This window comes from Hyphomicrobium sp. (assembly GCF_036262015.1).
Taxonomy (GTDB): Bacteria; Pseudomonadota; Alphaproteobacteria; order Rhizobiales; family Hyphomicrobiaceae; genus Hyphomicrobium_C.
The window spans coordinates 174,416-193,925 of the sequence record NZ_DATAJR010000009.1 but is presented as its reverse complement, the minus strand read 5'-3'; the positions used below and the strand labels follow the sequence as shown (position 1 = coordinate 193,925).

Genomic DNA, 19,510 nt, shown 5'->3' with positions numbered 1-19,510 from the left:
CTTACGGATCGAGCCACGAACGCGAACGGCGGGATCTTTTCCGTTCTTCGCGGCGTTGACGGATAAGGTCAACGTCCGAAGGCGCCCCCAATGACCAACGTCATCGCATTCCCACGCCGGAGCGGAACTCGACCACTGCCGGTGACCCTGAACGACCAATCCCTCAACGAAGCGTTCGTTGCGTGCCTTGTGCTCGGAACGAAGATCGAAACGATCGTCGACGACCTCGAGCGGAACCTGGCCCGGGTGTGCGCGACGCTTCCAGACAAGACAGGCCCGGAAGCGATGCAGCGAGCTCAACAGATTGCTGAGCTGGAGCGCAAGCTGGAGCTGGCGCGGGCGATGATCCGGTCCGTCCGGGCGGACCTCTCCCGATCACGGGCGCAAACGGAAGGCTAGACAGCCTCTCCGGTGAGGAAGAGGCAACCGGAATACCCACTCCGAATCTCGCGATCGACGATCCCGATCAAGTCGGCGCGCACGTTGGTTGCCAACCCCCGGAATGCATTCTCGATCGCTTCCGGAGACAGCTTCAGCACCGGGAATGGCCGGTCGGCCACAACATAGACTTCCGAGCGCACCAGAAACGCCGCTGCGAGCGTACCGCCCCTGCGTACCGCGCCCGCGAAAGCGGCACACGCAGCTTCAAACTCGTCTTGCCGCGCCGTAATCGACTCCGCGCAGAAAAACATCGTCGCCGCATCCCACGCCCCCCGCGGGAGATCGAAGATCGAACCCTGGGTGATGTCGTACTTGCCGCGGAGTGCCGGCAACGGATTGTCGGGCAATGCAGCGTCCGCCTCATAGGTCCCGCGGACCTCTTCCCAGAAATGCAACCACTGCGAACGCAGCGCGTCTTGTTGGAGCTCTGCTTTCAACCAATCAATATTGGATCGGGAGAATTCCCAGGCCGTGAGTCGCCGTGCGCGAGGGAGCGCACAAAGGAAGGGGATGAGGTTGGGCCCGGTCCCGACATCGACGATCTCGAGATCTCGGCCTTCCGGCAATGCATGCTTCAGGGCATTTGCCGCCAAACGGGTGATGCGATCATCGTCGGGATGCGGCTCACCGTAGTATTGCTGGAAGTATGCTTCCGAGTCGAAGGCGGACCACTGGAAGTCGGCGTTGCCGGTGGGGATAGTCGCGTCGTTCTTTTCCGCCATGTCCAGCGCCGGCTCCTGCATTCCGCATTCTGCGGCTCACAGAAATCTCAACGCAGGGGAAAAATCAAGCCGTCGCGCCGCGCGTGCGGCCGAGTTCGAGCGGCTCAAGTTCCAGCGGACCCGACACGGGCGAAACACGCCGCGGCTCGAAATTTTCGAGCAGAGCCTCGAGCGCATTCGAGTCGATGGGCTTCGAGAAGTAGTAGCCTTGCAGCTCCGTACAGCCGAAGTGGCTCATCATCAGCGCTTCGTACTCGGTCTCTACGCCTTCCGCCACGATCTGCATGCCGAGGCCCCGCCCGAGCGAGACGACGGACTGCACAATCGTGCGCGATGTGAGGGCATTCGACACGTTGCTGACGAACGAGCGGTCGATCTTGATCTTGTCGAACTTGAAGTTGCAGAGGTAGGCCAAGCTCGAGTAACCGGTGCCGAAATCGTCGAGCGCAGTCTTGAAGCCCATCGCCTGCAGCGACTGCAGCACCGATTTCGTTTCTTCGGTCGCCTCCAGCAGAACGCCCTCGGTGATCTCGAGGACAAACCGGCTCGGCGAAACACCGTGCTCGATCGAAAGCTGGCGTAGCGTCCCCTCCAGGTCCGCCTGGCTGAACTGGATAGGCGACAGATTAAGCGCGATTTCGAGGTCGGGCCACTTCTTGGCGTCCTTGAAGACCTGCCCGAGCACCCAGTTTCCTACCGCCGGCATGAGGCCCGATGCCTCTGCGATCGGGATGAAGACAGCAGGAGAGATCTCACCCCTCAACGGATGGCGCCAGCGCACCAATGCCTCGGCGCCAACAATTGCGCCCGTCCGGCAGGACACGATCGGCTGATAGTGGATACGAAGCTCCTCGCGATCGATCGCTGTACGCAGATCGACCTCGATCGAGCGCCGCGTCTCGACCTGCCGGGCCATTTCGGAAGAGAACGAAATCGCACGGTCGCGACCCTGCGACTTCGCTTCGTAAAGTGCGATATCAGCATGCCGCATCAGTTCGTCCGCGGTCCGGCCGTGATCCGGAGCCTTGGCCATACCCACCGATGCAGTTACGCGAATGGTCTGCCCATCAAGAGCGAATGGCTCATCGAGGGCCACCGCGATGCGCTGAGCCAGCTGCGTGTCGGCGTCGCGATCGGACGACACACAAAGGACGGCGAATTCGTCACCGCCGAAGCGAGCCAGGAAATCGTCGGTCCGCAGATGCGCCGCAAAGCGCTTGGAGACGGCTTTAATGAGCTTGTCGCCCACCTCGTGACCAAGAGTGTCGTTGATGTCCTTGAACCGATCGATATCAACATAAGCCGCAATGGCTCGCTCGCCGTGCGCGCCAAAGCCAGGCGCGCAAATCCGCTCCTCGAGTACCTCGACCATGTGCGTTCGGTTGGGCAGCCCGGAGAGCGCATCGTGCTTCGCCGCATGGCGTGACTTCGCTTCCCTCTGGGTCAACTCGTCTGAAGCACGCTTCAGACGCCGGAACATGTGGTTCGACAATAGTCCGGTCGCAAACGCCGCGCAGGCAACGAGCGGCAGGATGATCGTAAGAAGCACCTGACCCGGGCGTCGCGTCGTCCAGGACAGATATCCCGCCTGCGCTCCATCATCCGCAACAAAAGGATCCGACATCACGCCACCGGCCTCTACCGGCTCCGGTGTCAGCTTCAAATCGGGCAGCAGAAGTGTGCGTGCGATCTTCGAAATGAACTCGTCGTTGATGTAGTTGACGCCAACCAGAAGTTTCGGCTTGCCGGGGAGCAGGCTCAAATCGACGTTCGGAATAATCGTGATGGCGCCGACGACCGCCGGCTTGCCGCCGACGGACACGATATGCCCCGCCCACTGCGCCGACTTCACGGCCCTTGAAAGAATCTTGTACGTGGTCTGCGCACGCCCGAACTCATCGGGACGCGTTTTCAGAGGCGATCCTTGTCCGCCCTGACGCGCCTCCGCGACCACCGCCGAGAGAGAAGGACGCCGCGCTTCGTAGGCGTCCGGACTGCTCCGTGCGCCATCCACGTACGCGTAGATCGGCGTATCGTTCGCGTCGAGGATGTAGATTTCGTTGTTGCCGTAGGTCTCGGTGAGGAAAATCCCGAATTCGTCATCCGCGAATTGGAGATTGAGGGCGCCATCCGCAGTGTTGGTCACCGCCTCATCCCACCAGGCGACACTCTTCTGGCCATCAAGGACGGCCGCAATGCTCTGATTGAGGGCGTTTTCGAGCAGAGTGCGCTCGATGTCCGTCGCGGATTTGTTCGCCGACCAGCCTGCAAAGGCAATAATCGCGAGCAGAACCACTCCGAAAAACGCGATGGCCGAGCGAATAATCTTCGTCAATCGACGAAGATCGCCCGCGTAGAGCCCAGTTGTATCTCCCAACAGCATGTGCCCTGCAAACCCACCATGGCCGTTCAAGGGCAGCATCGCCCGGAAGAGCTAAGTCATTGTTTAATGAAACCGCCCATTTCAACATGTCGTGAATGAACGGTTGATTTCCGTACGAACATCGGTCGCTCGCGCTCATCCGTTAACTTATTTTCCGTTGCCTTTAATCATTTAACGCTTTATTAACAATGCTACTCGAGCGGTCGATCCATCGGCCTGTGAGTTTGTACTTGTCATCTCGCGTGAGTGCATCATGGCGTCCAGTCTTGTAATTCGTACCCGCGCCTACAGCGATGAGCTAAAGAAAGCTGCGAGCTCGATAGAACAGGCCGCATGGAGCGACCTGGGATACCTAAGTTATACTCGCGCTCACTACGAGCTTTACACGGACCTTCTCGAACAATACCCCGAATACCAGCTCTGCCTGGTCGATGAAGAAACGGATTATCCCGTAGCCGTCTTCAACAGCGTTCCCCTGAGCTGGTCTGGAGCCGAAGGGCTCCCGCAAGAAGGTTGGGACTGGGTTGTAGAAACAGGCGCGCGCGCCAAAGGCTCCCATACCGTGCTGGGAGGCCTCGCTATGTCGATCCCGGCCGTTCATCGCGCGAAGGGCTACGGACGCAGAATGCTGCAAGCCATGCGTGAGCTTGCGGAGTCCAAGGGCCTGGGCGGCGTGCTCGCCGCAGTAAGGCCGTCGTCGAAGGCGCGCCATCCCTGGGTCAGCATCGACGACTACATCACCTGGACCGACGACAACGGAAAGGCGTTCGACCCCTGGCTTCGCAGCCACCTCGCCTCGGGGGGAAAGCTCGTGGGCCCATGCAAGCGCTCTATGGTCGTCGAAGAGCCGATTGCATTCTGGGAGACGTGGTCCCGGAAGGAATACCCCGAATCCGGCTCCTATGTCATTGACGGAGCACTTGTTCCCCTCATGATCGATCGCGAACGCGGTATCGGCCGCTACGAGGAACCCAACATATGGGTGACCTACAGCTGTTGATCTTGATTCGGACGAATTTGGCATCGCCGAACGCAACGCGAGGCAAGATGGCCGCGGCAAGGGCACAGACAGGCTGGATCTTGTCGTGATGCCGTGTTGCGTAGCGCCTATATTCAGTGTCTTTTGGTGCGCCAGCGTCGGCTACAGCGCCGGCCTGCGAGGGAAAACCGAGGGACACACATGAAGCCTGCTCACCTTTATCACCGGTGGCGCGTTAGCGCGTTTGCGGCCGCGGCATTTCTCTCGAGCCTCGCGACGCCAAGTTTCGCGGACCCAACCTTTGAACCCTTGCTCGGATCGTGGGGCGGCAGCGGAACTTACAAGCTCCAGGATGGAACATCAGAAAAGCTGAAGTGCGACGCCTATTATACAGGCAGCGGATCTCAGCTCGGCATAGCCGTTCGCTGCCAGGGCCAGAAGAACAAGATCGAGATGCGCTCCAAGCTCAGCGCGAGCGGCACGGCCTTGAGTGGGAACTGGGAAGAGCGCACATACAATGCCGGCGGCAACGTCACCGGTAAGCTCACAGACACGAAACTCTCGCTCGTGATCGCAGGCGGCGTCGCCGGCAGCATGATCGTCACCTATGATCGCACGAAGCAAAACGTGGCTATCGCGACAGAGGGTATCCCGCTTAAAAGCGTAACAGTGAGTCTTTCTCGGAAGTAGGTGGTGCGCGTTCCTTCCCAACCTCAGGACGGAGACGAAAGTCAGATGGGTTCGCCACCCTCTCTAATCGCACGGCCCGGGGCAGATGGAATCGAGTTCGCGGCAGGAGGCGCCTGGACTGTTGTACAAGCCCGTGATCTGGATGGTTTGATCGACGAGGCCGTGCGCAACACACCAGCCGGCAAGCCCGTTACCGTCGATTTGCACCAACTCACCGCCCTCGACACCTATGGCGCTTGGCTCATTGAACGCCTGGTACGCGCCCGCGAGGCACTAACCGGTTCCGTCCGCGTTGTCGGGCTCCCTGAGCGCTATCAGAGCCTTTTCGAGCAGATCCGCCGCACTGAGCATGACGGCGCCGTCCCGCCGCCATCGATCACCCCGCTCAAAGAACGGATCGCATGGCTCGGCGAACAGACCGTGCGCTTCGGTCACGAGCTTCTCTCCTTCGCTGCCATGCTCGGAGCCGTCGTCCTGGCCCTTGGGCGCGCGATCCGAAACCCGCGAACGTTCCGCCTGACCCCCACGCTGCACCACTTGGATCGCGTCGGCTGGCAAGCGGTGCCGATCATGCTGCTGATCACCTTTCTGATTGGCTGCATCATCGCCCAGCAGGGCTTTTTCCATTTCCGCAAGTTCGGCGCCGACGCCTATGTCGTCGACATGGTCGGCATCCTCGTCGTGCGCGAGATCGGCGTGCTCATCATCGCCATCATGATGGCCGGCCGCTCGGGCAGCGCCTATACCGCCGAGCTCGGCTCGATGAAGATGCGCGAGGAGATCGATGCTCTTCGAACCATGGGCCGCGACCCGGTCGAAGTCTTGATCCTTCCCCGCATAGTCGCTCTGGTCATCGCGCTTCCGATGCTCGCTTTCCTCGGATCGCTCGCCGCACTCTATGGCGGCGGCCTCGTCGCCTGGTTTTATGGCGGCATGAGCCCAGCCATCTACATCGAGCGACTGCGCGAGGCCATTTCGCTGACCCACTTCGAGGTAGGGATGATCAAGGCGCCCTTCATGGCGCTCGTGATCGGTATCGTCGCCTGCACGCAAGGTCTCGCCGTTCAAGGCAGCGCGGAATCGCTCGGCCGCGAGACCACCGCCTCTGTCGTCAAATCCATCTTCCTCGTCATCGTGCTGGATGGATTGTTCGCCGTCTTCTTCGCCGCCGTAGACATGTAGCCCATGACCCAAGATACCGTCATCTCCGTGCGGGACCTGGTCGTCGGCTTTGGCAGCCGGACGGTTCTCGATCGCGTCACCTTCGACGTGCGGCGTGGTGAAGTGTTCGGCTTCGTCGGCGGCTCCGGCAGCGGCAAATCCGTGCTCCTGCGCACGATCATCGGCCTCATTCCGAGCCGCGCTGGCTCCATCGAGGTGCTCGGCACTCGCCTCGACACGGCGACCCGCGAGGAGCGTCAGCGCGTCGAACGCCACTGGGGTATTCTCTTCCAGCAAGGCGCGCTCTTCTCGTCGCTGACCGTGCTGCAGAACGTCCAGTTTCCAATGGTCGAGTACCTCGACCTGCCCCAGCGCCTCATGGACGAGATGGCCGCCGCCAAGCTCGAGATGGTGGGCCTGCGCAAAGCCGATCACAACAAGATGCCGTCGGAGCTCTCCGGCGGCATGACGAAACGCGTGGCGCTCGCTCGCGCGCTCGCACTCGATCCGGCGCTCGTCTTTCTGGACGAACCAACCTCGGGCCTCGATCCCATCGCCGCCGGCGACTTCGATGCCCTCATTAAAACGTTGCAACAGACGCTCGGGCTCACGGTCTTCATGATCACGCACGACCTCGAAAGCCTCAATACGATCTGCGACCGCGTCGGCGCCCTTGCCGACGGGCGCGTCGTCGCCACCGGATCCGTTGCCTCCATGCTCGACTGCGAGCATCCGTGGGTCCGCTCGTACTTCCGCGGCCGTCGCGCGACGGCGCTCAACTCTCGCCTTGCCAACTCGGAGTCCTGAGGCCGAACATGGAAACCAACGCGCGATACACCCTGATCGGGTCCTTCGTCCTCGCGGTCACGCTGGCGCTGTTCGCATTCGTCTACTGGCTGCACAACACCGGTGGTCTCGGCGACAGGCAAATGTTCCAAGTCCGGTTCCAAAGCTCCGTGTCCGGTCTGGTCAAAGGCGCGAGCGTTCTCTTCAACGGCATCCGCGTCGGCGAAGTAACGGACATCGAGCTTTCGCCGGATGCCCCCAAGGACGTGCTTGTCACGCTCGCGGTTGATAAGTCCGCACCCGTTCGCTCCGATACCGTCGTCAACGTGGACTTCCAGGGCCTGACCGGCGCGCCGGTGATCGAGCTGTCTGGCGGCGCGCCCGGAGCCTCCCCCCTCGCCGCGAGCAACGGCGCCATTCCGCTGCTGACCGCCGGTCCCGAAAGCACGGAGACACTCACGCAATCGGCGCGCGGCACCCTGACCCGCCTGGACAAGGTCATCGACGACAACAGCGCAGCACTCCACGATGCCATCGCTGGCATCAGCACGTTTGCTGGCGTTCTCTCGCGCAACTCCGAACGCATCGACGGCATCTTAGCCGGCCTGGAACGCTTCGCCGGCGGCGCGAAGACCAAACCCGGAATCTACAATCTCTCTGCACGGAGCGGATCGCCCGTATGCCCCGGCGCGACGCGTCCGCAGCTCGTAGTCCCGGAACCCGCAGCCCCCATGGCCTTCAACTCGGATAAGGTTGTCGTGCTGGGAGCTCCGCCCGATGGCGCGCCGTTCGAGAAGGCCCAGTTCACCGACAACATCCCGGCAGTCGTCCAAGCAAAAGTGATTGAAAGCTTCGAGAATTCCGGCTGCTTCGATGCAGTAACGCGCCCAATCGACAACCTCGAGCAGAGCGACCAGCTGCAGACTGAGATCCGCCAGTTTGCAATTCTGATGAAGCCCCAACCGACCGCTGACGTGGAGATCACCGTTAAGCTGGTCAGCGCTGGCGGAAAGATCCTCGGCTCGCGCGTCTTCGATCAGAGGGCGCTGCTATCAGCCGTGGATGCACCGTCCGCCGTTGCCGCATTGGATACGGCATTCGGCAAAGTCCTCGCGGACGCGGTTCCGTGGGTCGCCCAGTTGCCGCGCGCCCCCGCATCGGAAAAAGACGCCGAGCCAGCCGAGCCCGACGCTCCGGAACCTCCGGCCCCGTGATAAGCGAAACGCGCAACGCTTGAACGTCGCTCCTGCCTAATGCCGGTGGCGAGACATCCACGCCTTGAGATAGCTCTCGTCCGCGGGAACGAGTGCCCCGAATTGCCCGACGAAGCCGAGATAACTCGGGCTGAACGCGGGCGAGGCAGACGTCAGAACCGGCTTGCTCAGGAAGCCAGCGCGCACAAACGCATCGAGCAAACCCGAACGCTCGGCTTCAAGTTTCCCGAATTTGCTGAGAACGACGACGTCACACGCGTCCATCTCACGGATGACATCCTGACACGCGTCGGCGACGCCAGCCGGATCGAGGCAGCAGGCCGTGGAATTCGACCCAAGGTCTTGATAGAGGGCATAGCGCGCGCCGGAGCAGACATTCCGTAGGACAGAGCCTCCACAGGCCTTGCGCACACCAGGCGTGATGTCCTCGACCACGCCGACCACTTTCAGTCCGTTTGCGCACCATTGCTCTGCCAGAGAGCTCAGCAAGGCTTGGATATCCGCGGTTTCACCGCCCTGAACAGCGACGATTCGATCGGCTTCAATTCCGTGCAAGGCGGCGCTGGCCCCACCAATCTTAACTACTGAGCGATCATCACTGTTGAACATAGTGCAATCTCCCATTCGCTCGAAGCGAAACGGACGTGCCCCATTTTCTAGTAAAAACTATGGCGTTCTACCCTTGCGCCGACCCGCCCACGGCTTTACGCTATATCATAATATATATAACGCGGAGAAACTGTCGATGGATATCGACGTTCGAGAGCTGACCACCTACCATATTAGCGACGACGGAAAATCCGTCGTTCTCAATCTGGTGGACGAAGCCGGCAGACTAACCTCCCTCAGCTTCAAGATCGCTGAGCTCGGCAACCTCGTCATGACGCTGCCGAGCCTCATCGAGGCGGCCCTGCGCCGGCAGTTCCGCGATACCTCTCTTCGCTACGCCTACCCCATCGGCTCCTGGTCTATCGAGGAGGCGTCCGACCCCACGTCTCTCATCGTCACCCTTCGCACCAAGGACGGGTTCGGCGTGAGCTTTTCCATGGCACGCGGCAAAGCCGAAGAGCTCGGCTACTCCATGTCGAAAGGTGGCACGAGCCCCAGCGCCATCGTTGCCCACTAGCGGCAACAGTCGGCGGACATCACGACAACATAACTTGATTATTTTAATCAGGTTATTATTGAAGTCAATTGCAGTGTGCGACAAGCAATCGGGCAGGCCGGACCATGTTCATTCGCCAGATGACCTATCTTGTCGCTCTCGCGCGCGAGAAGCACTTCGGACGAGCCGCCGAGGTGTGCAACGTCACGCAGCCAACCCTCTCGTCCGGCCTCAAGGCCCTCGAACGCGAACTCGACATGCGCCTCGTCATTCGCGAGCCGCGCTTCATCGGACTCACACCCGAAGGCGAGCGCGTCGTAGAATGGGCGTCTCAGATCCTTGCCGACTACGAGAGCCTGAAACAGGACGTGGAGGTGTTCCGCGGCGGGCTGAGAGGCATGCTACGTCTCGGCGTCATCCCGGCCGCAATGCCGGCAGTCTCCAAACTTACCGCACCGTTCTCTGCCAAGCATCCGCATGTAACGATCGACGTACAGGCCATGACGTCCGTCGAAATTCAACGCGGCCTCGACAAGTTCGAGATCGATGCGGGCCTGACTTATCTCGAAAACGAGCCGCTCGCGCATGTCCGCAAGGCCGCACTCTACAAGGAGCGCTACCTGTTCGTGACCAGCAAAGGCGGACAATGGAGCCGAGCTCAATCGATTTCCTGGCGCGACGCAGCGAGTACCAACCTCTGCCTTCTCAACGAAGGCATGCAGAACCGCCGCGTACTCAACAATCTCGCCCAATCGATAGGCTTGAAACTCGCACCGACGGTCACGACCAACTCATATCTCGCAGTCTGTTCACACGTCTGCAGCGGCGAATGGGCAAGCATCATCCCGCATACGTTTGCCTATATTTTTGCTGGCTGCGAAGAGCTTGCACTGATCGACCTCGTCGATCCGGTTCACAGCCAGACCATCGGCCTCGTCGCATCCGACAGAGATCCGCTGCCTCCACTCGCGCGCGCCCTCATGTCCTGCGCGACACGACTGAATCTCGATCTTGCGCTCGGCGAGGCCAATCTCGCACTTGCGTCATAGACAGGATCGATCAGGCGTTGAAGCGCATTAATTTGACGCACAGGCCCTTAAAACTCAGTGTTCGCGCGCCGAGATAAGAGCCCAGGAAAGGGCACGACAATGTCCGGCGAGGAAGCGCGAGGAGCGAGCTGAAGCGGACCAACAGCGCCGCCCGGCAAGCCACAATTCGAATGCACAACGACCGGCTCACGCCGGCCGCGCGCTGCCTCTTGGCCAATTCCATGAAGGAGCAGACCAATGGCAAAAATCGTATGTGTTCTCTATGACGACCCGATCGACGGATATCCGAAATCCTACGCTCGCGACGACATTCCGAAGATCACCAAGTATCCGGACGGCCAGACCGCTCCCACTCCGTCGGCGATCGACTTCAAGCCCGGCGAGCTGCTCGGCAGCGTCTCGGGCGAACTGGGCCTGCGCAAGTTCCTCGAGAAGGCCGGCCACACGCTCGTTGTCACGTCCGATAAGGACGGCAAGAACTCAAAGCTCGATCAAGAGCTGCATGACGCCGAGATCGTGATTTCGCAGCCGTTCTGGCCCGCCTACATGACGGCCGAGCGCATCGCGAAGGCGCCGAAGCTCAAGATGATCGTGACGGCCGGTATTGGATCCGACCACACGGACCTCCAGGCCGCCATGGACCGCGGTATCACCGTTGCCGAGGTCACGTACTGCAACTCGAACAGCGTCGCCGAGCACGTCGTGATGATGATGCTCGCGCTCGTCCGCAACTACATCCCATCCTACAACTGGGTCATCAAAGGCGGCTGGAATATCGCCGATTGCGTGGAGCGCTCCTACGATCTTGAAGGCATGCATATCGGCACGGTAGCCGCAGGCCGCATCGGACTGCGCGTTCTGCGCCTCCTCAAGCCGCACGACGTCCACCTCCACTACACGGACCGCCACCGGCTTCCGGAGTCGGTCGAGAAGGAGTTGAACCTCACGTATCACAAGACGCCCGAAGACATGTACCCGGCTTGCGATGTCGTGACGCTCAACTGTCCGCTCCATCCCGAAACGGAGCACATGATCAACGACAAGACGCTCAAGCTCTTCAAGCGTGGCGCGTATCTCGTGAACACCGCGCGCGGCAAGCTCTGCGATCGTGATGCCGTCGTGCGCGCACTCGAAAGCGGCCAGCTCGCTGGCTATGCCGGAGACGTCTGGTTCCCGCAGCCGGCACCGCAGGACCATCCCTGGCGGACGATGCCGCATCACGGCATGACCCCGCACATCTCCGGCACGTCGCTCTCCGCGCAAACGCGTTACGCCGCCGGCGTGCGTGAGATCCTTGAGTGCTACTTCGCGAACAAGCCGATCCGTAACGAGTACCTCATCGTCCAGGGCGGCAAGCTCGCAGGCGTCGGTGCCCACTCCTACAGCGCCGGCAATGCCACCGGCGGCTCGGAAGAAGCGGCGAAGTTCAAGCGCTAAGTCTCCAAGAGACGCGGCTGGATCAATTCGGCCGCGTCTCCTTCCGTCTAGCTGGTTTCCCTCTCATCAGAACGGACGCGCCATGAGCGACAGACGCAGGCGAGCCCTGCTCGACGGCACGATCATTCCTGGCCTGCGTGAGCTGCGCGAACATCCGTGGCTCACTGCGGCAGCAGCCGGCATCGGCGGTGGCTTGACGATTGCAGGCCTCGCAGCCCTCACCACGCTTGGGCACTTGGCCCTGCTCATCCCACCCTTCGGCGCATCCTGCGTGTTGGTGTTCGCATTGCCGGGAAGCCCGCTCGCGCAACCCCGCAATGTTATCGGCGGTCATTTCGTTGCCGCTGCAGCAGGCCTCTTGGCCTACGTGATCTTGGGTCCCGGCGTAGCGGCCGCTGGCATCGGTGTCGGCCTCGCCATCGCTGCCATGATCGTGACGCGCACCGTACATCCCCCCGCCGGCGCAGACCCGCTGGTGGTGCTCGCATTACAAGCGACGCCCATGTTCCTGCTCACACCGGTTCTTGTTGGAAGCGCCATCATCGTCGTCGCGGCGCTGAGCTATCACCGGCTCGTCACCGGCCACACCTACCCGGCCCGCACTTAGAAGCGGTCGCGGCGGGCGTTGAATTTCAGATAGCCTGTCGCGTAGGCAATCAGCGCCAACACGATGGCCAGCGGCACCGCCACCATCAGCACCATGGCCGCTGTCATTGCGAGCCCAACAATAAGCGCCAACCCAACCAGCATCACGAGCGCAACGATCAGATAGCCTGCGCCCGCTGCGAGCCACCGCCGCCAGCCCTTGAGTTCCGTCGCCTGTGCATGGCGGTCGATGACGATAACAGTCTCTTCGCCTCTGCCTCTCATAGAAAACCTCCAAACCCGGATGCCCGGATCGTCGCAAGACATATAGAGGAGTTTTGCGGCGATACGAGCCCCGCTTCCTTAAGCCAACCTTAAGAGAAAGCAAGGCTGGGTGACATATAACTTATTGAATTCATTGAGCGTCAGAGTTGCGAGCGGCGGGGTGGGTGACCGGAACTGTAGCAATTTGTTCGCGACCTAACCCGTGCAGTGCCATTCGGCGTGTCGACCGGGATCTGCATGGCATGAGGACAGTCTTTGCGTACGCCACCAGCGATCCGGAGCTGGCAACCCTCAACGCTTCAGTCAACCTTGAACGGACCACGGCTGGAGAGTCGCGACCTCCAATAAAACGGCGGCTCTCGTCCAAGATTATTGCCAAAAACTGCCTGCTGAAACAGCACCAAAACAAGTTTCGCTGCAAATATAGCACGCGTGCGCACAATTGAGCGCGTCGACCCTGTGCCAATTTCAAGCGTCCCTTGCGCTGTATACCTAAGGAAATATCCTTGCCGCATCTGATTCTGCGGGGTGATTCTGATGTCTCGGCCAGCTGCAAAAGCCCTTGTCTCCATCTTTGCCGGTCTAACCGCATGCTCTGCATCCGGTGTCGCCGCCGATCTCGGCGGGAGCTGCTGCACGGATCTCGAAGAGCGCATCGCAGAGCTTGAAGCAACGACGGCGCGCAAAGGAAATCGCAAAGTCAGCCTCACGATCTCGGGCTGGGTCAACCAAGCGGTCTTCTTCTGGGACGACGGCGTGGAGAGCAACGCCTACGTCGGCACAAACGGCCTTGAGCAGGATCGCTTCCGCTTCGTCGGTGAAGCGAAAATCACTCCCGACTGGAGCGCAGGCTACCAACTCGAGCTGGGCATCAACGGCGCCGACTCGAAGACTTTCAGCCAGAATTCCGCGGGCACCGTGGGCGCGCTAAATATTCGTCGCGCGAGCTGGTTCCTGAAAAGCAAGGACGTCGGCAAGCTGGTCGTCGGCAGAGACGCCAGCGCAACGTACCACCTCCTCGACAACGTCGACTTCACACTCACACGTAACGTCTCCGACGCTGAAGCGACGGGCGTCTACATCGCAAATTTTCAGCTCCGTAGCGACGGGGAGCCCGTGGGCGCGAACACGCTTTGGGGCAATGTCATGGGCGGTTTCAACAACCGCACACCGGGCCAGCCAGGTCTTCGCAATATCGTCGCATACGAGACGCCCACCTTCGCAGGCTTCACCGGAAGCGCGGCCTGGGGCGAAGATGACATGTGGGACATCGCGCTCGCCTACAAGAACGACAACATTCGCGATTTCAAAGTTTCCGCCAAGATCGGCTATGGCGAGAGCACCGACTCCGTCACAAACGCGGCCCAGTGCACCGTCGGCAATGGCGACTGCCAATGGTGGGGCGCAGCAGCCGTCATCATGCACAACCCCACGGGCCTCTTCCTCTACGGGGCATACTCTGAAAACCACATCGACCTGACACCCGCGGAGATTGGAGCCCAGGACGATAGCACGATGCTCTTCATTCAGGGCGGCATCGAACGGCAGTGGATTTCGCTTGGAAAGACTAACTTTTTCGTCGAATACCGCCATGACGACGTCGGACTCTCACAGGCGGCGGACACATCCGATCTGAGCTACTGGGCAGCAGGCGCCATTCAGAACTTCGAGAACGCCGAACTCACGCTGTACGCGCAGTATCGTCACTTCTCAGGCGACATCACCGAGGGCGCAACCGTCACATCACTCGATCCCTTCGACATGGTGATCACGGGTGCGAAGATGAACTTCTGAGTTCACGAACCCAATAGAAACACCGAGTGCAAGCGCCGCGCGGATGATCCCCGCGCGGCGCTTGTGCGTTTGCAGCATTGATTGCGTCAATCGCTCAACGGTAAATTTTCTATTGCCGTCGCTGTATTCTTAAGAATATATCGTCAACTGGGGGACGAGCTTACCGTCAGGCTCGGCCGAAGAAGTTGGGGGAAACTCTATGTCGAAGTGCGTGTTAGCCGCCGTTTCGGCGGTAAGTCTTTGCGTTGCCGCATCATCAGCCATCGCACAAGATCCAAGTGCCGCCACCGCAGGCGGAGACGTCACAGCAGATGAAGCCACGCCGCTTCCTCCTGTTCTCGTTCAAGCTCCATCCGAGCCCATCCGCAAAAGGCCTAAAAGCCAAGCCGCACCGTCATCGGGCGGCGGCGGAGCGGTCGTTTCTTCTGACAGTGAAGGGGATGGTGCCGTCGGATACGAAGGTCCGGCGATTGGCGTCTTCACGCTCGGCCAGCTCGACCTGATCGGCGGCTCGACGATCACGAACGAAGCGATGTGGACCTTCAACAAGCAGTCGCTCGATAAAGCCTTGCAGATGGCGCCGGGCGTCACATCCCATTCCGCTGGCGGTCGCCGCAACGAGCGCGACATCTTCGTGCGCGGTTTCGACCGCTTCCGCGTACCGCTCTCCATCGACGGCGTGCGCGTGTACTTGCCCGCCGACAACCGCCTCGACATGGCGCGCTTCCTGACCCCGGACCTTTCCGAAGTCCAGATCCAGAAGGGCTATGTGTCCGTGCTGAATGGCCCTGGTGGTCTCGGTGGCGCGATCAACATGGTCAGCCGCAAGCCGACGAAAGAGTTCGAATTTGAAGCTCGCTCCGGTCTCGTCATGAACGGCGACGTGAGCGACATGAACCAGTGGAGCAGCTACGCCTACGCCGGCACGCGCCAGAAGGGCTATTACGCGCAGATCAGCGGCACCATCGTCGACCAGGATTCCTTCAACCTGTCCGAGGACTTCAAGCCCACTCAACCAGGTTCGCCTGGCTACGATCCGTTGTTCCCATATGAAGACGGCGGCGCGCGCGACTTCTCCGATTTCCGCGATTGGAAGGTCAACGCGAAGGTCGGCATCACGCCGAACGCAACGGACGAGTACAGCATCAACTACACGACGCAGAGCGGCGAGAAGAACGCTCCGCTCCACGTCGAGAAGGAGCGGCTGATCACTCAGCGCTACTGGAATTGGCCCTATTGGGACATCACGAGCCTCTCGTTTCTGTCGAAAACCCAGATTGGCGACGCCTCCTATTTCAAGAGCAACGCCTACTACAATACCTTCGAAAATCGGCTGAGCTCGTTCGACAATCCGTCGGTGACTGTCGACCCGTACACGAAGCAAGCCACTAACGCGGCTTTCAATAGTGACTACGAGGACTATTCCTACGGCGGGTTCCTGGAGTTCGGCACCGAACTCATCCCGATGAACACGACCAAGGCTGCGGTTCACTACCGGCGCGACAACCACGCCGAGCGCAACTTCCAACGACCCGACAGCACCAACCCAAACGCACCGCCCTACGTTGAGCCGTGGCAGCACAACATCGAGGACACGTGGTCGGTCGCCTTTGAAAACACCTTCCACGCAACGAAGCGTCTCGATGTCGTCGCAGGCGTGAGCTACGATTACCAGGACGTGAAGGAAGCTGAAGACTTTGTGGCCGGGCCGCAAAATAATCCGCTCGGCGGCCCCGGCGTCGTACAAAACGACGTCAACACGAATGACGCCTGGAACTGGCAGACGGCCGCAATCTACAGCTACTCCGAAACGGGCAAAGCACACGCCTCGGTCTCAGACCGCGCACGCTTTGCCACCGTCTTCGAGCGTTACAGCACGCGCTTCGGAACCGTGACACCCAATCCGGATCTCGCACCCGAGCGCGCTCGCAACTACGAGATCGGCTTCTCGGACACGATTTTCCGGCAAGCGAAGGTGTCTGCCGCCGTGTTCTACAGCGATCTCAAGGACTCGATCCAGTTCATCACGACCCGCGATCCGGTCACGAAGGCGCAGATCAATCGGTATGAGAACATCGACGCCGAACACTACGGCTTCGAAGCGAGCGTCGACTGGGACATCGCACCCGGCGTCCGCGTCGGCGGCAACTACACTTATCTCCAACGAGATCTGGACTTCGAAACCGCAGGCGCCAAACCGGAGGGCACCCCGCAGCACCAGGCATTCCTCTACGTTGCTTGGAGCCCGATCGAAGCCCTCACGATCACGCCGAGCCTCGAGCTGGCCAGCGACCGCTACAGCGTGGTGACGAGCGAGGCGTTACCCGCCAATGCCTTCATTCCGCGCTACGTTCATGCAGGCTCCTATGCCCTGCTGAACATCCAGGCCGAGTACCAGTTCACCGACAACTTCTCTGCCGCCATCGGCGGTACGAACCTCACGGACCAGAACTACGCTCTTGCCGAAGGCTTTCCCGAGGCGGGCCGGCAGTTCTTCGCCAACGCGAGGTTGAAGTTCTAGACGGTCGTCACCTACTAGTGGATGATCGCTTCGGGTACCCGGTGCCCGAAGCGATTTCACCCATACCGGAGAGGAGACGCCGTCATGCGGATCAGTGCACGCAACATTCTCAAGGGCAAAATCGTCGACGTGAAAAAGGGTGCCACCACCTCGCACGTCTCGATTGATATCGGCGGTGGCGCGATCGTAACGGCGTCGATCACCAACGAAGCTGTCGACGAATTGGGCCTGAAGGCCGGCATGACCGCATCGGCAATCATCAAGGCCTCCGATGTTATGGTCGGAGTGGAATAGAAATTGGGCAGGCGAAATAAGATGCGCAAACTTCTGATCGTGATCGCGAGCTCGGGCGCGTTGCTCTCGGCGCATGTACCAGGCGCGACCGCAGCGGACGCCACGGGATGCGAGGGCTTCCTGTGGCCGCTCGCCACCGAACTTTCCTGGATGAAGGCGTCGGACAGCGAGGCGACCGCGTCCGGAGCTACGCTCCCCAAGCCGCCAACCGACAAAGCCATTGCGTTGAAGCTACTTCCCGCTTCGCAGGTATCGCTATCCGCCAAACCCACCAGCACACCGCAACCCGACGATGCGGAAAAGTTCGCGGGCGTGGTCACGTTCGAGGCGCCAACGGCCCCCGGCCACTACCAGGTGACGATCTCCACACACGCATGGATCGATGTCGTGCAGAACGGAGTGCCCTTGGAAACGACCGGTCACACCGGTGCCAAGAACTGCGATAGCATCCGCAAAAGCGTCCGCTTCGAAATCGGCTCCGGGCCGTTTTCGATCCAGATCAATAGCGCACCGACAGACACGATAAAGATCGCCATCCGCCCGGCAGCAGATTGACCGCCGTCGGAACAGACATCAGCTTTAAAAGATTGATCAGCCCGCAGTCGAAACTGGATTAATTTTCTGCTGCGGGATTCCAAATCGCGGCAAACCTGCAACAGATATCCCCCGCAAAATACTTCGGTATGCCGGATGGAAAACCCATGCCGGACTTAGTGCTTGACCTTTGCCCTGCCTCAGGTCAAAAGAAACGCCACAAATACGCATAAAAATTATCCGATAGCGATGTCGGATGCGGGGAGAGCCGGCCGTCTTAAGTACGGCCAAGGCAAAAAGCCGGGCGATCCGCATACGTGCGGTCAACGTATATACGACACTTTCGCCTGCGCGTTTCCACCAACGCATCGATGATTTGATGACGAGCAGATTGCCCGAGGAAAAACATGCTTAGGCGTGCCCTAGCTTGGTTATTTGTGATCCTCGCCATCGCCGGAATTGGCGGCGGCTTAGGCTTCTACAAATATAGCGAGATCCAAAATGCCATCGCGGCCTCTCAAACGACGCCAGAGCCGATGGAATCCGTGCGGTCCATTCGCGCCCGCGAGGGTCAATGGAGAGCAACCACGCGCGCGATCGGTTCGGTCGTGGCGATCCGGCAAGTCGAAATCAAAAACGAGATCGCGGGAATGATCTCGGAGATCGGGTTCAAATCCGGCGAAGTCGTCGACAAAGGTGCCCTTCTCGTTCAGTTCGACGTCCGCCAGGAACTGGCGGCGCTGTCCGCCGCGCAAGCCGATACACGGCTATCGAAGCTCACGCTCGAGCGCCGCGAAGCCCTCCGCAACAGCGCTGCGTTCAACGAGCAAGAGACGGACAAATCGCGTGAGGAGCATGCCGCTGCGAACGCGCGCGCGCAGAACCTTCAGGTCATCGTCGACAAAAAGCGCATCACGGCGCCCTTCCGCGCGCGCGTCGGCATCATCGATTGGCAGCCTGGAGCCTACCTCGACGTCGGCACCAGGATCGTCACGCTTCAGGGCGTAGATCCTGACGCCTACGTCGATTTCTCGCTTGCGCAAGACGATGCTGCGGCCATCCGCGCCGGAACTCTGGTCAAGATTTCGGATCCCGCCATCCCTGGCGGCGAGGCGACGGCCGAGATCATCGCCGAAGACAACAGTGCCGACGGAACCAGCCGGGCCGTGCGCTTCCGCGCTGTGGCGAAGGGCCTGGGATCGGCGCTTCGTCCAGGTACATTCGTCGACGTAACCGTCGAAACCTCGAAACCGCAATCCGCGGTTATGGTGCCGCTCGCCTCCGTGCGACGCTCCCCGAGCGGACAGCACGTCTTTGTACTGGTCGACGAGGCCGGAAAGCTCCGCGCCCGTCAGCGCCCCGTCCAGACCGGCATGGTTCAAGGCGACGAAATCGCAATCGTGAAGGGCCTCGAAATTGGCGAACTGATCGCCGCCTCCGGCTCGTTCAAGCTGCGCGAGGGCCTGCTGGTCGACGCCGAGGTCACGTCCACGCCCGAAACGGGCGCCGTCAGCGTCAATTGAGGATCGC

General features: G+C 60.6%; 19 protein-coding genes. 15 read left to right on the top strand and 4 right to left on the bottom strand.

Annotation, left to right across the window (positions count from 1 at the left end):
- The first annotated feature begins 90 nt into the window (after positions 1-90).
- Positions 91-399: a hypothetical protein gene (locus VHO05_RS16430; protein ID WP_329647697.1), complete on the top strand. Its 309-nt coding sequence runs from the start codon at positions 91-93 to the stop codon at positions 397-399.
- On the opposite strand, the gene VHO05_RS16425 is transcribed toward VHO05_RS16430, so the two are convergent.
- Together VHO05_RS16425 and VHO05_RS16420 are read right to left on the bottom strand one after the other, a co-directional pair.
- Positions 396-1,163 carry a hypothetical protein gene (locus tag VHO05_RS16425; RefSeq protein WP_329647696.1) on the bottom strand — a complete coding sequence of 256 codons (768 nt, stop codon included), beginning with the start codon at positions 1,161-1,163 and terminating at the stop codon, positions 396-398. The two genes, VHO05_RS16430 and VHO05_RS16425, sit on opposite strands and share 4 nt — an antisense overlap.
- A 64-nt stretch (positions 1,164-1,227) precedes the next feature.
- Complete coding sequence (locus VHO05_RS16420; RefSeq protein WP_329647695.1) at positions 1,228-3,498, bottom strand: bifunctional diguanylate cyclase/phosphodiesterase; 2,271 nt, start codon at positions 3,496-3,498, stop codon at positions 1,228-1,230.
- Positions 3,499-3,799: 301 nt separating this feature from the next.
- Here VHO05_RS16420 and VHO05_RS16415 point away from each other — a divergent pair, with 301 nt between their 5' ends.
- The 5 genes from VHO05_RS16415 to VHO05_RS16395 all read left to right on the top strand — a co-directional run bounded on the left by VHO05_RS16415 (position 3,800) and on the right by VHO05_RS16395 (position 8,376).
- A complete protein-coding gene (locus tag VHO05_RS16415; RefSeq protein ID WP_329647694.1) occupies positions 3,800-4,546 on the top strand; it encodes a transferase in 747 nt (248 codons plus the stop codon).
- Positions 4,547-4,726: 180 nt separating this feature from the next.
- Entirely contained in the window at positions 4,727-5,215 is a 489-nt protein-coding gene (locus VHO05_RS16410; protein WP_329647693.1) for a hypothetical protein, read from the top strand.
- Between the two features lie 45 nt (positions 5,216-5,260).
- A complete protein-coding gene (locus VHO05_RS16405) occupies positions 5,261-6,397 on the top strand; it encodes an MlaE family lipid ABC transporter permease subunit (protein WP_329647692.1) in 1,137 nt (378 codons plus the stop codon).
- A gap of 3 nt (positions 6,398-6,400) precedes the next feature.
- Positions 6,401-7,183 (top strand): ABC transporter ATP-binding protein, encoded by a 783-nt coding sequence (locus VHO05_RS16400; RefSeq protein WP_329647691.1) that lies wholly within the window; start codon positions 6,401-6,403, stop codon positions 7,181-7,183.
- A gap of 8 nt (positions 7,184-7,191) precedes the next feature.
- The gene (locus VHO05_RS16395; RefSeq protein WP_329647690.1) at positions 7,192-8,376 is read left to right on the top strand and encodes an ABC-type transport auxiliary lipoprotein family protein; all 1,185 of its coding nucleotides are present in this window, start codon (positions 7,192-7,194) and stop codon (positions 8,374-8,376) included.
- A 36-nt stretch (positions 8,377-8,412) separates the two neighbouring features.
- Here VHO05_RS16395 and VHO05_RS16390 read toward each other — a convergent pair whose 3' ends face one another.
- Entirely contained in the window at positions 8,413-8,985 is a 573-nt protein-coding gene (locus VHO05_RS16390) for a DUF2478 domain-containing protein (RefSeq protein ID WP_329647689.1), read from the bottom strand.
- Between the two features lie 136 nt (positions 8,986-9,121).
- On the opposite strand from VHO05_RS16390, the gene VHO05_RS16385 reads away from it, so the two are divergent.
- From VHO05_RS16385 to VHO05_RS16370, 4 genes are all read left to right on the top strand, one after another.
- Positions 9,122-9,502 carry a hypothetical protein gene (locus VHO05_RS16385; RefSeq protein ID WP_329647688.1) on the top strand — a complete coding sequence of 127 codons (381 nt, stop codon included), beginning with the start codon at positions 9,122-9,124 and terminating at the stop codon, positions 9,500-9,502.
- A gap of 104 nt (positions 9,503-9,606) precedes the next feature.
- Positions 9,607-10,530 carry a LysR family transcriptional regulator gene (locus VHO05_RS16380; protein ID WP_329647687.1) on the top strand — a complete coding sequence of 308 codons (924 nt, stop codon included), beginning with the start codon at positions 9,607-9,609 and terminating at the stop codon, positions 10,528-10,530.
- A gap of 237 nt (positions 10,531-10,767) precedes the next feature.
- A complete protein-coding gene (locus VHO05_RS16375; protein ID WP_329647686.1) occupies positions 10,768-11,967 on the top strand; it encodes an NAD-dependent formate dehydrogenase in 1,200 nt (399 codons plus the stop codon).
- Positions 11,968-12,049: 82 nt separating this feature from the next.
- Positions 12,050-12,574 (top strand): HPP family protein, encoded by a 525-nt coding sequence (locus VHO05_RS16370; RefSeq protein ID WP_329647685.1) that lies wholly within the window; start codon positions 12,050-12,052, stop codon positions 12,572-12,574.
- Here VHO05_RS16370 and VHO05_RS16365 read toward each other — a convergent pair.
- The gene (locus VHO05_RS16365; protein ID WP_329647684.1) at positions 12,571-12,837 is read right to left on the bottom strand and encodes a hypothetical protein; all 267 of its coding nucleotides are present in this window, start codon (positions 12,835-12,837) and stop codon (positions 12,571-12,573) included. The genes VHO05_RS16370 and VHO05_RS16365 overlap by 4 nt on opposite strands.
- Before the next feature lie 537 nt (positions 12,838-13,374).
- On the opposite strand from VHO05_RS16365, the gene VHO05_RS16360 reads away from it, so the two are divergent.
- The 5 genes from VHO05_RS16360 (at position 13,375) to VHO05_RS16340 (ending at position 19,503) form a co-directional block, all read left to right on the top strand.
- On the top strand, positions 13,375-14,631 hold the full coding sequence (locus tag VHO05_RS16360) for a porin (RefSeq protein WP_329647683.1): 1,257 nt from the start codon (positions 13,375-13,377) through the stop codon (positions 14,629-14,631).
- 199 nt (positions 14,632-14,830) lie between these two features.
- A complete protein-coding gene (locus VHO05_RS16355) occupies positions 14,831-17,152 on the top strand; it encodes a TonB-dependent receptor (RefSeq protein WP_329647682.1) in 2,322 nt (773 codons plus the stop codon).
- A gap of 84 nt (positions 17,153-17,236) precedes the next feature.
- Positions 17,237-17,446: a TOBE domain-containing protein gene (locus VHO05_RS16350; protein WP_329647681.1), complete on the top strand. Its 210-nt coding sequence runs from the start codon at positions 17,237-17,239 to the stop codon at positions 17,444-17,446.
- Positions 17,447-17,467: 21 nt separating this feature from the next.
- On the top strand, positions 17,468-18,001 hold the full coding sequence (locus tag VHO05_RS16345) for a hypothetical protein (protein WP_329647680.1): 534 nt from the start codon (positions 17,468-17,470) through the stop codon (positions 17,999-18,001).
- Between the two features lie 386 nt (positions 18,002-18,387).
- Positions 18,388-19,503, top strand: a complete 1,116-nt coding sequence (locus VHO05_RS16340; protein ID WP_329647679.1) for an efflux RND transporter periplasmic adaptor subunit — start codon at positions 18,388-18,390, stop codon at positions 19,501-19,503.
- The last annotated feature ends 7 nt before the right edge of the window (positions 19,504-19,510 follow it).

Excerpts from the sequence above, each read along its gene's own strand:
- VHO05_RS16350 (WP_329647681.1), top strand. The coding sequence starts at position 17,237 with ATGCGGATCAGTGCACGCAACATTCTCAAGGGCAAAATCGTCGACGTG.
- VHO05_RS16380 (WP_329647687.1), top strand. The coding sequence starts at position 9,607 with ATGTTCATTCGCCAGATGACCTATCTTGTCGCTCTCGCGCGCGAGAAG.
- VHO05_RS16370 (WP_329647685.1), top strand. The coding sequence starts at position 12,050 with ATGAGCGACAGACGCAGGCGAGCCCTGCTCGACGGCACGATCATTCCT.
- VHO05_RS16345 (WP_329647680.1), top strand. The coding sequence starts at position 17,468 with ATGCGCAAACTTCTGATCGTGATCGCGAGCTCGGGCGCGTTGCTCTCG.
- VHO05_RS16365 (WP_329647684.1), bottom strand. The coding sequence starts at position 12,837 with ATGAGAGGCAGAGGCGAAGAGACTGTTATCGTCATCGACCGCCATGCA.
- VHO05_RS16430 (WP_329647697.1), top strand. The coding sequence starts at position 91 with ATGACCAACGTCATCGCATTCCCACGCCGGAGCGGAACTCGACCACTG.
- VHO05_RS16385 (WP_329647688.1), top strand. The coding sequence starts at position 9,122 with ATGGATATCGACGTTCGAGAGCTGACCACCTACCATATTAGCGACGAC.
- VHO05_RS16390 (WP_329647689.1), bottom strand. The coding sequence starts at position 8,985 with ATGTTCAACAGTGATGATCGCTCAGTAGTTAAGATTGGTGGGGCCAGC.
- VHO05_RS16415 (WP_329647694.1), top strand. The coding sequence starts at position 3,800 with ATGGCGTCCAGTCTTGTAATTCGTACCCGCGCCTACAGCGATGAGCTA.
- VHO05_RS16355 (WP_329647682.1), top strand. The coding sequence starts at position 14,831 with ATGTCGAAGTGCGTGTTAGCCGCCGTTTCGGCGGTAAGTCTTTGCGTT.
- VHO05_RS16425 (WP_329647696.1), bottom strand. The coding sequence starts at position 1,163 with ATGGCGGAAAAGAACGACGCGACTATCCCCACCGGCAACGCCGACTTC.
- VHO05_RS16400 (WP_329647691.1), top strand. The coding sequence starts at position 6,401 with ATGACCCAAGATACCGTCATCTCCGTGCGGGACCTGGTCGTCGGCTTT.
- VHO05_RS16360 (WP_329647683.1), top strand. The coding sequence starts at position 13,375 with ATGTCTCGGCCAGCTGCAAAAGCCCTTGTCTCCATCTTTGCCGGTCTA.
- VHO05_RS16395 (WP_329647690.1), top strand. The coding sequence starts at position 7,192 with ATGGAAACCAACGCGCGATACACCCTGATCGGGTCCTTCGTCCTCGCG.
- VHO05_RS16405 (WP_329647692.1), top strand. The coding sequence starts at position 5,261 with ATGGGTTCGCCACCCTCTCTAATCGCACGGCCCGGGGCAGATGGAATC.
- VHO05_RS16340 (WP_329647679.1), top strand. The coding sequence starts at position 18,388 with ATGCTTAGGCGTGCCCTAGCTTGGTTATTTGTGATCCTCGCCATCGCC.
- VHO05_RS16410 (WP_329647693.1), top strand. The coding sequence starts at position 4,727 with ATGAAGCCTGCTCACCTTTATCACCGGTGGCGCGTTAGCGCGTTTGCG.
- VHO05_RS16375 (WP_329647686.1), top strand. The coding sequence starts at position 10,768 with ATGGCAAAAATCGTATGTGTTCTCTATGACGACCCGATCGACGGATAT.